General features: G+C 60.6%; 12 protein-coding genes. All 12 read right to left on the bottom strand.

The annotated features are described in order from the left end of the window. Nucleotides 1-31: 31 nt before the first annotated feature. On the bottom strand, nucleotides 32-3,322 hold the full coding sequence (locus tag GIW04_RS09435) for a transglutaminase family protein (protein ID WP_120247943.1): 3,291 nt from the start codon (nucleotides 3,320-3,322) through the stop codon (nucleotides 32-34). A 187-nt stretch (nucleotides 3,323-3,509) separates the two neighbouring features. Next, nucleotides 3,510-3,959 carry a hypothetical protein gene (locus tag GIW04_RS09430; RefSeq protein ID WP_034134761.1) on the bottom strand — a complete coding sequence of 150 codons (450 nt, stop codon included), beginning with the start codon at nucleotides 3,957-3,959 and terminating at the stop codon, nucleotides 3,510-3,512. Beyond that, nucleotides 3,956-4,876 carry an NAD synthetase gene (locus GIW04_RS09425; RefSeq protein WP_120247942.1) on the bottom strand — a complete coding sequence of 307 codons (921 nt, stop codon included), beginning with the start codon at nucleotides 4,874-4,876 and terminating at the stop codon, nucleotides 3,956-3,958. The genes GIW04_RS09430 and GIW04_RS09425 overlap by 4 nt, the downstream gene beginning before the upstream one ends. A gap of 166 nt (nucleotides 4,877-5,042) precedes the next feature. Then, nucleotides 5,043-5,492 (bottom strand): hypothetical protein, encoded by a 450-nt coding sequence (locus GIW04_RS09420; protein ID WP_120247941.1) that lies wholly within the window; start codon nucleotides 5,490-5,492, stop codon nucleotides 5,043-5,045. Beyond that, nucleotides 5,489-6,421 carry a hypothetical protein gene (locus tag GIW04_RS09415; protein WP_014716676.1) on the bottom strand — a complete coding sequence of 311 codons (933 nt, stop codon included), beginning with the start codon at nucleotides 6,419-6,421 and terminating at the stop codon, nucleotides 5,489-5,491. Before GIW04_RS09415 ends, GIW04_RS09420 begins: the two co-directional genes overlap by 4 nt. 202 nt (nucleotides 6,422-6,623) lie before the next feature. Then, entirely contained in the window at nucleotides 6,624-8,927 is a 2,304-nt protein-coding gene (locus GIW04_RS09410) for a YgiQ family radical SAM protein (protein ID WP_003188080.1), read from the bottom strand. A gap of 184 nt (nucleotides 8,928-9,111) precedes the next feature. Beyond that, nucleotides 9,112-10,509 carry a replicative DNA helicase gene (gene dnaB, locus GIW04_RS09405; protein WP_003188079.1) on the bottom strand — a complete coding sequence of 466 codons (1,398 nt, stop codon included), beginning with the start codon at nucleotides 10,507-10,509 and terminating at the stop codon, nucleotides 9,112-9,114. A 110-nt stretch (nucleotides 10,510-10,619) separates the two neighbouring features. Then, entirely contained in the window at nucleotides 10,620-11,066 is a 447-nt protein-coding gene (gene rplI, locus GIW04_RS09400; protein WP_003171376.1) for a 50S ribosomal protein L9, read from the bottom strand. 18 nt (nucleotides 11,067-11,084) lie between these two features. Beyond that, on the bottom strand, nucleotides 11,085-11,978 hold the full coding sequence (locus GIW04_RS09395) for a hypothetical protein (protein ID WP_032893827.1): 894 nt from the start codon (nucleotides 11,976-11,978) through the stop codon (nucleotides 11,085-11,087). 36 nt (nucleotides 11,979-12,014) lie between these two features. After that, nucleotides 12,015-12,245, bottom strand: a complete 231-nt coding sequence (gene rpsR / locus GIW04_RS09390; protein ID WP_002551829.1) for a 30S ribosomal protein S18 — start codon at nucleotides 12,243-12,245, stop codon at nucleotides 12,015-12,017. 29 nt (nucleotides 12,246-12,274) lie between these two features. Continuing rightward, nucleotides 12,275-12,691 carry a 30S ribosomal protein S6 gene (gene rpsF / locus GIW04_RS09385; RefSeq protein WP_034134759.1) on the bottom strand — a complete coding sequence of 139 codons (417 nt, stop codon included), beginning with the start codon at nucleotides 12,689-12,691 and terminating at the stop codon, nucleotides 12,275-12,277. Nucleotides 12,692-13,015: 324 nt separating this feature from the next. Beyond that, nucleotides 13,016-13,748: 23S rRNA (guanosine(2251)-2'-O)-methyltransferase RlmB (gene rlmB, locus GIW04_RS09380; protein WP_236478967.1), on the bottom strand; the 733-nt coding region annotated here is incomplete at its 5' end.

Here is a 13,748-nt window from a genome sequence, read left to right as displayed (position 1 = left end):
AGGCAAGCCAGCTCCCACACTTAAATCATGTTCATTCCTTATTTTTTTTGAAACGCCGCAAATCCAGCGTCATTGGCAATTCATCGTTTACCGTTACAGTCGGCACTGGCAGCTTGCCCGGGCTATGCCCCAAGCGGAAAAACCGCGCCATGCGCCGGCTCTCCGCCTCATTGGCATTCACCGGCAGGCTGTCGTAATTGCGCCCGCCCGGGTGCGCCACATGGTATTGGCAGCCGCCCAACGAACGCTGCATCCAGGTGTCGAGCAGGTCAAATACCAGCGGCGCATGCACGGGGATGGTCGGTTGCAGGCAGTTGGCCGGCTGCCAGGCGCGGTAACGCACGCCCGCCACGAACTCGCCGACGCGGCCGGTCGCTTGCAGCGGCACCGGCACGCCATTGCAGGTCAGCAGGTAGCGTTGCGGCGGCAACCCGCTCAACTTCACTTGCAGGCGCTCCAGGGACGAATCCACATAACGCACCGTGCCCCCCACAGCGCCCTCCTCGCCCAGCACGTGCCAAGGCTCCAATGCCTGGCGCAGTTCCAGTTCGATACCGCTGACGGCGTAGTCGCCCACCTTGGGGAAACGGAACTCCAGGTGCGCCGCGAACCATTCGGCACGCAGCGGATAGCCGGCCGCGTTCAGCTCGACGATCACGTCGGCAAAGTCCTGCTCGATAAAGTGCGGCAACAGGAAACGGTCATGCAGCTCAGTGCCCCAGCGCGCCAGCTTCGGCGGCGCATAGGGCTCGCGCCAGAACCGCGCGACCAGCGCCCGCAGCAACAACTGCTGGGTCAGGCTCATGCGCGCATGGGGCGGCATTTCAAAGGCGCGCAGTTCCAGCAGCCCCAGGCGGCCAGTGGCGCCGTCGGGTGAGTAAAGCTTGTCGATACAGAATTCGGCGCGATGGGTATTACCCGTCACGTCGATCAGCAGGTTGCGCAACAGGCGGTCCACCAGCCACGGCGGGCACTCCTCGCCTGGCTCCGGCATCTGCGCGAAGGCGATTTCCAGTTCATACAGCGCATCGTTGCGCGCCTCATCTACCCGGGGCGCCTGGGAGGTGGGGCCGATAAACAGGCCGGAGAACAAATAGGACAACGACGGGTGGTTGTGCCAGTAGCTGATCAGGCTGCGTAGCAGGTCCGGCCGGCGCAGGAAGGGCGAATCCTTGGGCGTCGCACCGCCCAGCACGAAGTGGTTACCGCCACCGGTGCCGGTATGGCGCCCGTCGATCATGAACTTCTCGGTGGTCAGGCGGGTTTGCCGGGCCTCTTCGTAGAGGAATTCGGTGCGCTCCACCAACTCGTCCCAAGTGGCGGACGGCTGTACGTTGACCTCGATGACACCAGGGTCTGGCGTCACTCGGAAATTGCTCAGGCGCGTATCCGCTGGCGGCTCGTAGCCTTCCAGCAGTACCGGGCAATGCAGCTCTTCGGCGGTGGCCTCAATGGCAGTCACCAGCTCCAGGTAATCCTCGACGCGCTCCAGCGGCGGCATAAACAGATACAGGCGCCCTTCCCGTGCTTCGGCGCACAGCGCGGTACGGGTCAGCCAGTCGGCGGACTCGTCAATCTTGGGCACACGATCATCAACCGGCGCGGGCTCGCCATGGTTTTGCAACTGGGCGCTGGTCGGCAGATCCGGCTGATCCTGGTTAGGGTCGGTCGGATGCACAAACGGATACTCCGCCGCAGTCACCCAGGGCTGCGAGGCGAGCGGCAGGCGATAGCCCAGCGGCGAATCCCCCGGCACCAGGCGGCAATGGTTATCGCGCAGGTACCAACGCCCACTCTGCCAGCGGTCATTGGCCGCAGTACGTGCCAGCGGCAGCACCTGGCCGATGACTTTATCCAGGCCCTGGCTGAACACTTTACACAGGCGTTCACGCTCCAGGTCGTCGCTCAGGCGCGGGTCCTGGGCAGTGACGTTCTGGGGCAGCGCCCCTTCGCGCCATAGGTAGTAGAAATTGTCTTCGAACGCCGGGAACACAAAGCGCGCCGGTAGTTTGAGGCGCTCGGCGACGCTGGCCAGGAAACGCCCGGCCATCACCCCATCGGCGCCATAGTCCTCTTGCTCATCGGCAATCAGCGCGCTGTTGTGCCAGATCGGCACGCCGTCGCGGCGCCAGTAGCAATTGAGCGACCAACGCGGCAATTGCTCGCCGGGGTACCACTTGCCTTGGCCGAAATGCACCAGGCCCTTGGGCGCATAGTGCTGGCGCAGGCGCTGGAACAGCTCGGCCGACAGGCGACGCTTGTCCGGGCCCAGGGCTGCGGTGTTCCACTCGGCACCGTCGGGGTCGTCGATAGAGACGAAGGTTGGCTCGCCGCCCATGGTCAGGCGTACGTCGTCCTTGAGCAGGTCGCCATCAATCTGCCGACCCAGGGCCTGGATCGCCAGCCATTGTTCTTCGGTATAGGGCTTGGTCACCCGTGGCGCTTCCCAAATGCGCTCCACCGACATCTCGTGGGTGAATTCGCACTCGCAGGGTTCCACCAGCCCGCTGATCGGTGCGGCGGACGAAGGATCAGGGCTACAGGCCAAGGGGATATGCCCTTCACCGGCGAACAGCCCGGAGGTGGCGTCCAGGCCGATCCAGCCCGCGCCGGGCAAGTACACCTCGCACCAGGCGTGCAGGTCGGTGAAGTCGACTTCGGTGCCGGACGGGCCATCAAGGGCTTTGACGTCGGCGGTGAGCTGGATCAAATAGCCCGACACAAACCGCGCCGCCAACCCCAGGTTGCGCAGCAATTGCACCAGCAGCCAGGCCGAATCCCGGCAGGAGCCGGATGCGGCGCCCAAGGTGAATTCCGGGGTTTGTACGCCCGGTTCCATGCGGATCAGGTAACCGATATCCGCGGCCAGACGCTGATTGAGGCCCACCAGGAAATCCACAGCGGGCAGCGGCGTGCGGTCGATGCCGGCCAAATAGGCGGCAAACTTTGGCGTCAGCGGCAAGGTTTCCAAGTATGGCGCCAGCTCGCGCTGCTCATCGGCGGCGTAGCTGAAGGGGATTTTTTCGGCGTAGGGTTCGAGGAAAAAATCGAACGGGTTGAATACCGCCATTTCGGCGACGAGGTCGACCTCAATGCGCAACTCATCGGTCTTTTCCGGGAATACCAAGCGCGCCAGGTAGTTGCCCTGCGGGTCCTGCTGCCAATTGATGAAGTGCTGCTCAGGCAGCACTTTGAGCGCGTAAGACAAGATCCGCGTACGGCTATGGGCCGCCGGGCGCAGCCGAACGATCTGTGGGCCGAGTTCAACAGCACGGTCGTAGCGGTAATGCGTAACGTGGTGCAACGCGACATGAATCGACACGGCGGCCTCCTGCGAGCCAGGGCATAAGCACAACGCGCGCAAGACTTATGCCACAGCAGCAGTCATTGCACTAAAACGTCGGGCCCGGTGCAGTACAGCACCAAAACGGCGCCAACGTTGTGGCTATGGTGCATGCGCTGCACACATTTGTAGCGCCGGGCTGAGGGCAGGTGGTGAATCTACCCAATCAATGGTGTTTGTGTTGGGCAATCATGGCCTGGCGCAGGCAGCGGACTTCAACCAGTTTCTGGCGCATTTCACGGTGACGTTTGCTGTTGAACAGCAACAGCCCAAGTAATGGAAACACCAGGCTCAAGGCATATACCACCCCGTTCGGTTGATCATTGAGTGTTGGCAATACACCCAGAAAGCATCCCCCCAACAGCAACACTAGCGGCCACATCCATTGGGGACGCCCGCGTGCAATCATGAAATTGCAGTGCACAATGACTAGCGTGAGTGCGATACCCACCAGGAAGGAGTACTTGGCGTTATCTGCCATGGACAGGCTTGGCATATAGCTATCGAAGAACACCGGAACCGCAAACACGAGGGTGAAAATGCAGACAAATATCGCCCCCACAAAGACGGGGAAATACGTCGACAGAAAACTGCGAATGCTAGGCAGCTCGTTCATTGCTCGGCCTCCTCATACAGCCCTATGGCAATTGTGCGCACGTTCCCTGACACCGCACTACCGGTAAAACCGATGGCTGCGCCCAACGCGTCCTTGATCTGCGTGACCGTTGCATGCTTGACCTCGGTGGGCGTGAACCGCTTAGGCAACTCGCCCGACAACTGCTTTAACTTGATCATCTTGGACGTCAAGCGTGGGTCGTTGATGCTCAGCAGCTCTTTGGTCAACTCGGCGCGCTCCTGTCGATTCAGGCCCCTGAGCACCTCTCTCACACTTTTCCCGGTAGAGGCCTTATTCAGCCGCACCAGCTTGACCGTTGCCAATGCCGATGAACCCACCCCAACCAACGACGCCGCATCCAGAGCAATCATGGTGTATTGGTACCACTCCTCACTGTCGAGCTGATCATTGCGCGCGGGGTTGCGGATCTCATTGACGGTGCGATAGCCGCTGGCAAAGCACTGCACAGAACTGGCTGCCGCGGCCGTATAGCCGAGCGCCACGACCACCGAACTGGCCCCCGCCGAAAACGGAACTGCGACGGAACCACTGGGCACCACAATCCAACCGATGACCGCGCCGGCACACGATAGCGTGGTATTGACCGCTTCGCCCACCAAGCGGGACTCACGCGGATTGTCTTGCACCTGCTGAGCGAATTGCGTTGGCGCGATGTACTTCTGCGCCTCACGCAAGATCAAACGCTTGGGTGCGATGCTGCAGATGGGCTGAAATTCGCGCAGGGTGACAACGTTGAAATCGGCATCGATATACACAACACCTGCACCGACAATGGCGGGGTCGGCATCGATGGCGGCGAACAGCCGTGGCAGGTTGATCAGGCTCTCGATACGCTGGCGCGCCATAAATTGAGAGCGGTTGGAATCCATGCCGATATTGAACAAGGAGTTGCCCATAAGTGTTCTTCCTTGAAATTGAGAGTGCCGCGACCGGCCTCATCGCAGGCAAGCCAGCTCCCACACTTGAAATGCATTCCCCTGTGGGAGCTGGCTTGCCTGCGATAGCAATCTGATGGGCGCCACCCTAACAAACAGGCCACCTACCGCCAATAAACCTACCTAATCAACGGGTCTTGCGTTGCGCAATCGCCGCCCGACGCAGCTGACGTATTTCGAGTAATCGCTGGCGCATTTCACGATGGCGCTTGCTGTTGAGCAGCAACAAACCCAGCAGCGGAAACAGCACCGCCGAGCCGTACACCAGGGTATTGAGGCCGTATTGAATCATCGGCAACACGAACAGCAGGCAACACACCAGATAGCCCGCCACCAGCCGGGTTGCCCAGGGATACCCGCGTGCGATCATCACATTGCCAAACACCAGCACCGCCACCAGCACCAGGATTGCAGCCCCGGAGTAGTCGGCCTTGAGCGCCGGCTCAACCCCGCGCAAATAGGTCACGCCCGCGGTGGACACGGCGACTGAACCGGAAAAAATCGCCATGAAGATGGTGCCCATGAACACCGGAAAATAACGCGCAAGGAAACTACGCCTATCGGGAAACCCCTTCATTCTGTCAGTTCCTCATACAGGCCAATGGCAAGCGTCGACGCCGAGCCGACGTGACCGGTCCGATAGCTGCCCCAGATACCCAACATGCCGCCCAAGGCGTCCTTGAGCTGGGTGAGCGTGGCATGACGAATTTCCGTGGAGCTGTAGCGCTTGGGCAACGTGCCAGCGCGCTGCTGCAACTTGAGCAACTTGGGGGTCAGGCTCGGGTCTTTGAGGCTGAGCAATTCCTGGGTCAATTTCTTGCGCTCCTGGCGATTCAAGCCCTTGAGCAACTCATACCAGCTCTTGCCCAACGCAGCGGCTTTTTTGGCCTTGAGCAGCCTTAATGTGGTGAAGGCGCCCGTTCCAATCCCCACCAGCGACGCGGCATCGAGAATCGGTGACACCGCGCCATACCACTGGGCGTCGTCCATGCGGTCGTTGGCATCCGGGTCAAGGATCTCGTTATAGGTACGGGCCACGCCAAATCCGCACTGAGCACTGCTGGCCAGCGCGGCCGTGACGCCAATGCCCACCACAAAAGCACTGGCGCCGGCGGTGAAGGGTACGGCGACGCTGCCACTGAACACCACGATCCAGCCGATCACCGCTGCGCCACAGGAAAGGCCCATATCAAAGGCTTCCTTCTGGAGGCGCCCTTCACGGGGGTCGGTCTTCACCTGCTCGACAAACTGCGCCGGCGAGATGTACTTCTGCGCCTCGCGCAAAATGACGCGCTTGGGCTTGATGCTGCAGATGGGCTTGAATTCGCGCAGGGTGATTACGTTGAAGTCGGCGTCGATGTACACCACACCAGCACCGACGATGCTGGGGTCGGCGTCGATGACGGCGAACAGCCGTGGCAGGTTGATCTGGCTTTCAATGCGCTGGCGCGCCATGAATTGGGAGCGATTGGAGTCCATGCCAATGTTGAGCAAGGGGTTGCCCATAAGTGTTCTTCCTTGAAATTGAGAGTGCCCAGACCGGCCTCATCGCAGGCAAGCCAGCTCCCACAGGGGAATGCATTCCAAGTGTGGGAGCTGGCTTGCCTGCGATAGCAATCTAATGGGCGCCACCTTACCAAACAGACTCAGCACCGACCAGAAAGCAAAACGCCAGCACGAGGCTGGCGTTTTGCATTTCAGGCGTCGATCAACGCGGCACAACCGGCTTGCGCGTAGGCTTGCCGCCCTTGCCCTTGGCCGCATCGCTGCGCTCTTTGGCCGCCTGCTTGTTGCGCGCCTGGGCTGCAGCCTTGGCTTGCTCGCGCTTGTCCCACGGGTTGCTGCCGTCGCTGCCACGGGGTGGCAGGCCGGTATGCTGGGTGAGGATCTTGGTGGTGGTTTCCTTGGCGACCTTATGGCTGCCCGCCGGCGTCGAGTTCTTGCGCCGGGCGCTCTGGTAGCTGTCGGTGGACGGCTGGTGCAGCGGGATCAGCTGGTCCTTGCCCGACCCGATCAGGTCGGCACGGCCCATGCGGGTCAATGCTTCACGCAGCATCGGCCAGCCCTTCGGGTCGTGGTAACGCAGGAACGCCTTGTGCAGGCGGCGCTGCTCCTCGCTCTTGACGATGGTTACCGCGTCGCTCTTGTAGGTGACCTTGCGCAGCGGGTTCTTGCCCGAGTGATACATCGCGGTGGCGGTGGCCATCGGCGACGGGTAGAACGCCTGCACCTGGTCGGCGCGAAAGCCATTGCCCTTGAGCCACAGGGCCAGGTTCATCATGTCTTCATCGGTGGTGCCCGGGTGGGCAGCGATGAAGTACGGGATCAGGTACTGCTCCTTGCCCGCTTCCTTGGTGTACTTCTCGAACATGCGCTTGAACTTGTCATAGCTGCCAATGCCCGGCTTCATCATCTGGTTGAGCGGACCTTCCTCGGTATGTTCCGGGGCGATCTTGAGGTAGCCACCGACGTGGTGGGTGACCAGCTCTTTGACGTACTCCGGCGATTCGACGGCCAGGTCGTAGCGCAGGCCGGAAGCGATCAGGATCTTCTTCACACCCGGCAACGCACGGGCACTGCGGTACAGCTGGATCAACGACGAGTGGTCGGTGTTCAGGTTCGGGCAGATGCCAGGGAACACGCATGATGGCTTGCGGCACGCGGATTCGATCTCCGGGCTCTTGCAGGCGATGCGGTACATGTTCGCCGTCGGGCCGCCGAGGTCGGAGATCACGCCGGTGAAGCCCGGCACTTTGTCGCGGATCTCTTCGATCTCGCGAATGATCGACTCTTCGGAACGGTTCTGGATGATGCGGCCTTCGTGCTCGGTGATCGAGCAGAAGGTGCAGCCGCCGAAGCAGCCACGCATGATGTTCACCGAGAAACGGATCATGTCGTAGGCCGGGATCTTCTCCTTGCCATACGCTGGGTGCGGTACGCGGGCGTAGGGCATGCCGAACACGTAGTCCATTTCTTCGGTGGTCATGGGAATGGGCGGCGGGTTGAACCACACGTCCACTTCACCGTGCTTCTGCACCAGAGCGCGGGCGTTGCCTGGGTTGGTTTCCAGGTGCAACACGCGGTTCGCGTGGGCATAGAGCACCGCGTCACCGCGGACTTTTTCCACCGACGGCAGGCGGATCACGGTTTTGTCACGGGTCATGCGCGGGCTGGCCAGGATCTGCACAACCTTGGCTTCTTCCGGGTCATCCACCGGGCCTTTTTCTTGCTCGATGGCGCAGGCCTGGGTGTCCTGGGTATTCACGTACGGGTTGATGATCTTGTCGATCTTGCCCGGACGGTCGATGCGCGTGGAATCCACTTCGTACCAGCCCGCCGGCGTGTCACGGCGGATGAACGCGGTGCCGCGCACATCGGTGATATCTTCGATCTTGTGGCCCCACGACAGGCGCTGGGCAACCTCGACGATGGCCCGCTCGGCGTTACCGTACAGCAGGATATCGGCGGTGGCGTCGATCAGGATCGAGTTGCGCACGCGGTCTTGCCAGTAGTCGTAGTGGGCGATGCGGCGCAGGGAAGCTTCGATGCCGCCGAGTACGATCGGCACGTTCTTGTAGGCTTCCTTGCAACGCTGGCTGTACACCAGGCTCGCACGGTCCGGGCGTTTGCCGGCCATGCCGCCAGGGGTGTAGGCGTCGTCAGAGCGGATTTTCTTGTCGGCGGTGTAGCGGTTGATCATCGAGTCCATGTTGCCGGCCGCGACGCCGAAGAACAGGTTCGGCTCGCCGAGCTTCATGAAGTCGTCTTTGGACTGCCAGTTCGGTTGCGCGATGATCCCGACGCGAAAGCCCTGGGACTCCAGCAGCCGGCCGATGATCGCCATGCCGAACGAGGGGTGGTCAACATAGGCATCACCGGTGACGATGATGATGTCGCACGAATCCCAGCCAAGCTGATCCATCTCCTCCCTGCTCATCGGCAGGAATGGCGCAGGACCGAAACATTCGGCCCAGTACTTGGGATAGTCAAATAACGGCTTGGCTGTTTGCATGACGGTGACCGGTGTGGAGATGAAAAATCGCGGGCGCGGAATATAGCACAAAATTTGACCAATTCCGACGACAGTAGTCGGAATTGTGGTGACGCCATCGCAGGCAAGCCAGCTCCCACAAGGGAATGCATCCCAAAGGTGGGAGCTGGCTTGCCTGCGATGGAGCCCTTACAGGTGCTTGAAACTACTCGTCGTCGTCGAAGTTGTAGCTGCCCGGCGCCAGGTTCTCGAAACGCGTGTACTTGCCGATGAACGCCAACCGGATAAACCCGATCGGGCCGTTCCGTTGCTTGCCGATGATGATTTCGGCAATGCCTTTGTGTTCCGTCTCGGGGTGGTACACCTCGTCGCGGTACACGAACATGATCACGTCGGCGTCCTGCTCGATCGCTCCGGATTCCCGCAAGTCGGAGTTCACCGGGCGCTTGTTGGGACGTTGTTCCAGGGAGCGGTTGAGCTGAGACAGCGCCACCACCGGACAGTTGAATTCCTTGGCCAGCGCCTTCAGGGAACGGGAGATTTCAGAAATCTCGTTGGTACGGTTGTCGCCGCTGGAACCCGGGATCTGCATCAACTGCAGGTAGTCGATCATGATCAGGGCGATGTCGCCATGCTCACGCACCAGGCGACGGGTACGTGCGCGCATTTCGGACGGGCTGATACCGGCAGTGTCATCGATGAACAGCTTGCGGTCGTTGAGCAGGTTGACCGCCGAGGTCAGGCGCGGCCAGTCGTCGTCTTCAAGCTGGCCGGAACGCACCTTGGTCTGGTCGATACGCCCCAGCGACGAGAGCATACGCATGATCAACGATTCGCCTGGCATCTCGAGGGAGTACACCAGCACCGCCTTGTCGCTGCGCAACACGGCGTTTTCCACCAGGTTCATCGCGAAGGTGGTCTTACCCATGGACGGACGACCGGCGACGATGATCAAGTCGGACGGCTGCAGGCCGCTGGTCTTTTCGTCGAGGTCGGTGTAACCGGTGGAAATACCGGTAATCGCCGCATCGGTGTTGAACAGGGTGTCGATACGGTCGATGGCTTTGGTCAGCAGGTCGTTGACGCTGACCGGGCCGCCGGTTTTCGGCCGGGCCTCGGCGATCTGGAAGATCTGGCGCTCGGCTTCGTCAAGGATCTCGGCGGCAGTGCGGCCTTCGGGGTTGAAGGCGCTGTCGGCGATTTCGGTGCTGATGCCGATCAACTGGCGCAACGTGGCCCGCTCGCGGACGATCTGGGCATAGGCCTTGATGTTGGCGACGGACGGCGTGTTTTTTGCCAGCTCGCCGAGGTAGCCCAGGCCGCCGACTTGGGAGGTCTGGCCTTCCTTGTCCAACTGCTCGGCCAGGGTGACCACGTCGATCGGTGAGTTCTGGTCGGCCAGCTTGGCAATGGCGCGGAAGATCAGGCGGTGGTCATGGCGATAGAAATCACCGTCCGAGACTTGATCCAGCACGCGTTCCCAGGCGTTGTTGTCCAGCATCAAGCCACCGAGCACGGCCTGTTCGGCCTCGATGGAATGCGGCGGCACCTTCAGGGCAGCGGTTTGTAGATCGTATTGCTCAGGAGCGGAGATTTCGTTCATGGCCACTTGGAATTTGGGGTGTGTAGAAAAACAAAAGGCACGACCTGTAAACAGGATCGTGCCCGATGTTAACCGCCTGGCACGCGAGGTGCCAGTCAGTTAGGTGCGACTTAAGCTGCTACCACGACAACGCGTACGGTGGCTTCAACTTCGGCGTGCAGGTGCACGGCTACGTCGAATTCGCCTACGTTGCGGATGGTGCCGTTCGGCAGACGAACTTCGCTCTTCTGCACTTCAACGCCGGAGGCGGTCAGTGCATCAGCGATGTCGTGGGTGCCGATCGAACCGAACAGCTTGCCTTCGTCACCAGCGGTGGCAGTGATAGTCACTTCCAGCTCAGCCAGTTGGGCAGCGCGAGTTTCGGCCGACGCTTTTTTGTCTGCTGCGGCTTTTTCCAGCTCAGCACGACGCTCTTCAAACGCAGCCAGGTTGGCAGCGGTTGCAGCGGTGGCTTTGCCGTATGGCAGCAGGTAGTTACGACCGTAGCCGGCCTTAACGTTCACTTTGTCGCCCAGGTTGCCCAGGTTGGCGACTTTTTCCAGAAGGATCAGTTGCATGTGAAAATCCTCTAACTTTTAACCTTCACCGTTCGCGTTATCGGCGTCTTTCGACGCCAGACGACCGCGAAAATCAATCAGGCTGTCAACAATGGCCAAGACCACGAGTAACGGATAGATCAGCTGCATGAACAGCACCAGCGTGACGTACAACCCCACCAGCCAAAACTTGGCCAGTCGCTTTTGCGCAGCAAGCCCATGAATCAGGGCCAGCCCGGCAAACACCAGCGGTACGCTGCAAATCGGCGCCAGCAAGGCCATCTGTGGGCCGAAGTTCGGCCCGACAACCATGCACGCCAGCAGCAACATCGCCGGCCCCGCTGGGATTCTGATACTGCGAAACTCGCGACCAAAACCACCCGGGTTGTACAACAACGCCTGCCAATAACGCCCAAGAATCAGGCTCAGCACGCTGACGACCTGCAACAAAGCCGCAATCAGGCCGGTCAGGACCGGAGCAATCAGTGACGCAAACCGCGCTCGCTCATCTACCGACAACTGCTGGTAGAGATCCCCGAGGGCCAACGGCAGGATCTTGACGATCTCCTGCGCCAGCGCCTCGATTTGCGGGCGGAAAGCCGCGCCAAGCATCACTGAGTACACCAACCCCAATGCCACGCTGACCAGCAGCGTACGGACCCAGGACTCACTTGCGCGCAAAACCAACGCAAGGCTCGATGACCCCAGCAGTACCAGAAGTACCCGTGGATCACCCATTTGCAGCCACCAGATCAAGGCCGGCAACAAACCCAGGGCAAGAACGCCAAGGGCGTCCTTCAAACCGCGCCGCAGCAGCACAAGGCAACCTGCGGCAGCACCCAACCAATAAAGCAACGGCAATGCCGCACATCCAGCCACTACCAGAGTGGCCTGCACGCGACCGCGCATGATGAACTCAGCTAAGGCGCGCATGCATTCAATCCCTTACTACTTGTCGACTGCCCGGTCTCAGCGGCCGTGGCTGTCGGTGTAGGCCAGCAGGGCCAGGAAGCGGGCGCGCTTGATAGCGGTGGCCAGCTGACGCTGATAACGTGCTTTGGTACCGGTGATACGGCTTGGAACGATTTTGCCGGTCTCGGATACGTAGGCTTTCAGAGTGTTGAGATCTTTGTAATCGATCTCTTTCACGTCTTCAGCGGTGAAACGGCAGAATTTACGACGACGGAAGAAACGTGCCATTTGATAGGCTCCTTAATAAGGTCCGTGGATTACTCGTCAGCGTTATCGCTGTTGTCGCTGTCTTCAACGCTATCATCAGCGCCTTCTTCAGGACGGTCGCGACGCTCACGGCGCTCACTGCGGTTTTCTTCAGCCTTGAGCATCTCGGATTGGCCGGTAACGGCTTCTTCGCGACGGATGACCAGGTTACGGATCACTGCATCGTTGTAACGGAAGTTGTCTTCCAGCTCGGCCAGGGCCTTGCCAGTGCACTCAACGTTCAGCATCACGTAGTGAGCCTTGTGAACATTGTTGATTGCGTAGGCCAGTTGACGACGGCCCCAATCTTCCAGACGGTGGATTTTGCCGCCGTCTTCTTCGATCAGCTTGGTGTAACGCTCAACCATGCCGCCGACTTGCTCGCTTTGATCCGGGTGGACCAAAAAGATGATTTCGTAATGACGCATGAATGCTCCTTACGGGTTGTAGCCTGCCGCTCAAAAACGGTCAGACAAGGAGTGAATGACACTTATGGATCTTGCCGCAGGGGAGGCACATCGGTGCCTGCCAGGAAGGCAAGGGGCGCAATTGTAGAGAAGGGGGAGAACGGGCGCAAGGTGATTGGTGATTATTTGAACAACTCCAAGCACCACAAACACAAATGTAGGAGCGAGCTTGCTCGCGAAAAACGTCAACGATAACGCGCGCACCCTGAATGAACGCGGCGCCTGTGAGTTTTTCGCGAGCAAGCTCGCTCCTACATTAGGATTGAGGCATGCCCCATATTGCAATTACTTCTTGGGCTTGGCCTTGGCTTTCGCACCACGCTGACGCTGGGCCTCGAACAGGCATACACCCGTCGCCACCGACACGTTCAGGCTGCTGACGCTACCAGCCATCGGCAGGTGCACCAGGTAATCGCAATGCTCACGGGTCAACCGGCGCATGCCTTTGCCTTCGGCGCCCATGATCAGGATGGTAGGGCCGGTGAGGTCCTGATCATAGATGCTGACCTCAGCCTCCCCCGCCGTGCCCACGACCCACAGGCCGCGCTGCTGGAGCTTCTCCAGGGTACGCGCAAGGTTGGTCACGGCCACCAGCGGAATCACTTCCGCCGCACCGCAGGCGACCTTGCGCACCACCGGCGTCAGGGTCGCGGACTTGTCCTTGGGCACGATCACGGCCAGCGCACCGGCAGCATCCGCCGAGCGCAGGCAAGCGCCGAGGTTGTGCGGGTCGGTTACGCCGTCCAGCACCAAGAGCAACGGCGCGCCTTCGGTACGGTCGAGCAACTCGTCGAGCATCGCCTCGCCCCACACCTGGCTCGGGCTGACGTCGGCCACCACGCCTTGGTGAACGCCTTCGACCCACACGTCCATTTCACGACGTTCGGCCTGGCCGATGGCAACCTTGTTTTGGGTGGCCAACTCGACCAGCGCCTGTACGCGCGGCTCGCTGCGACCTTCGGCCAACCACACCTGTTTGACGCGCTTGGGGTGGTGACGCAGCAGTGCTTCTACGGCG

The sequence above is a fragment of the Pseudomonas sp. PA-4-8C genome (genome assembly GCF_021606625.1).
GTDB lineage: Bacteria > Pseudomonadota > Gammaproteobacteria > Pseudomonadales > Pseudomonadaceae > Aquipseudomonas > Aquipseudomonas lactis.
This window is presented reverse-complemented; position numbering and strand designations above follow the sequence as displayed.

What these genes read in the sequence shown, in the direction of transcription:
- GIW04_RS09430 (WP_034134761.1), bottom strand. Translation starts at nt 3,959, where the DNA reads ATGAACGAGCTGCCTAGCATTCGCAGTTTTCTGTCGACGTATTTCCCC.
- GIW04_RS09425 (WP_120247942.1), bottom strand. Translation starts at nt 4,876, where the DNA reads ATGGGCAACTCCTTGTTCAATATCGGCATGGATTCCAACCGCTCTCAA.
- GIW04_RS09420 (WP_120247941.1), bottom strand. Translation starts at nt 5,492, where the DNA reads ATGAAGGGGTTTCCCGATAGGCGTAGTTTCCTTGCGCGTTATTTTCCG.
- GIW04_RS09415 (WP_014716676.1), bottom strand. Translation starts at nt 6,421, where the DNA reads ATGGGCAACCCCTTGCTCAACATTGGCATGGACTCCAATCGCTCCCAA.
- GIW04_RS09410 (WP_003188080.1), bottom strand. Translation starts at nt 8,927, where the DNA reads ATGCAAACAGCCAAGCCGTTATTTGACTATCCCAAGTACTGGGCCGAA.
- dnaB (WP_003188079.1), bottom strand. Translation starts at nt 10,509, where the DNA reads ATGAACGAAATCTCCGCTCCTGAGCAATACGATCTACAAACCGCTGCC.
- rplI (WP_003171376.1), bottom strand. Translation starts at nt 11,066, where the DNA reads ATGCAACTGATCCTTCTGGAAAAAGTCGCCAACCTGGGCAACCTGGGC.
- GIW04_RS09395 (WP_032893827.1), bottom strand. Translation starts at nt 11,978, where the DNA reads ATGCGCGCCTTAGCTGAGTTCATCATGCGCGGTCGCGTGCAGGCCACT.
- rpsR (WP_002551829.1), bottom strand. Translation starts at nt 12,245, where the DNA reads ATGGCACGTTTCTTCCGTCGTCGTAAATTCTGCCGTTTCACCGCTGAA.
- rpsF (WP_034134759.1), bottom strand. Translation starts at nt 12,691, where the DNA reads ATGCGTCATTACGAAATCATCTTTTTGGTCCACCCGGATCAAAGCGAG.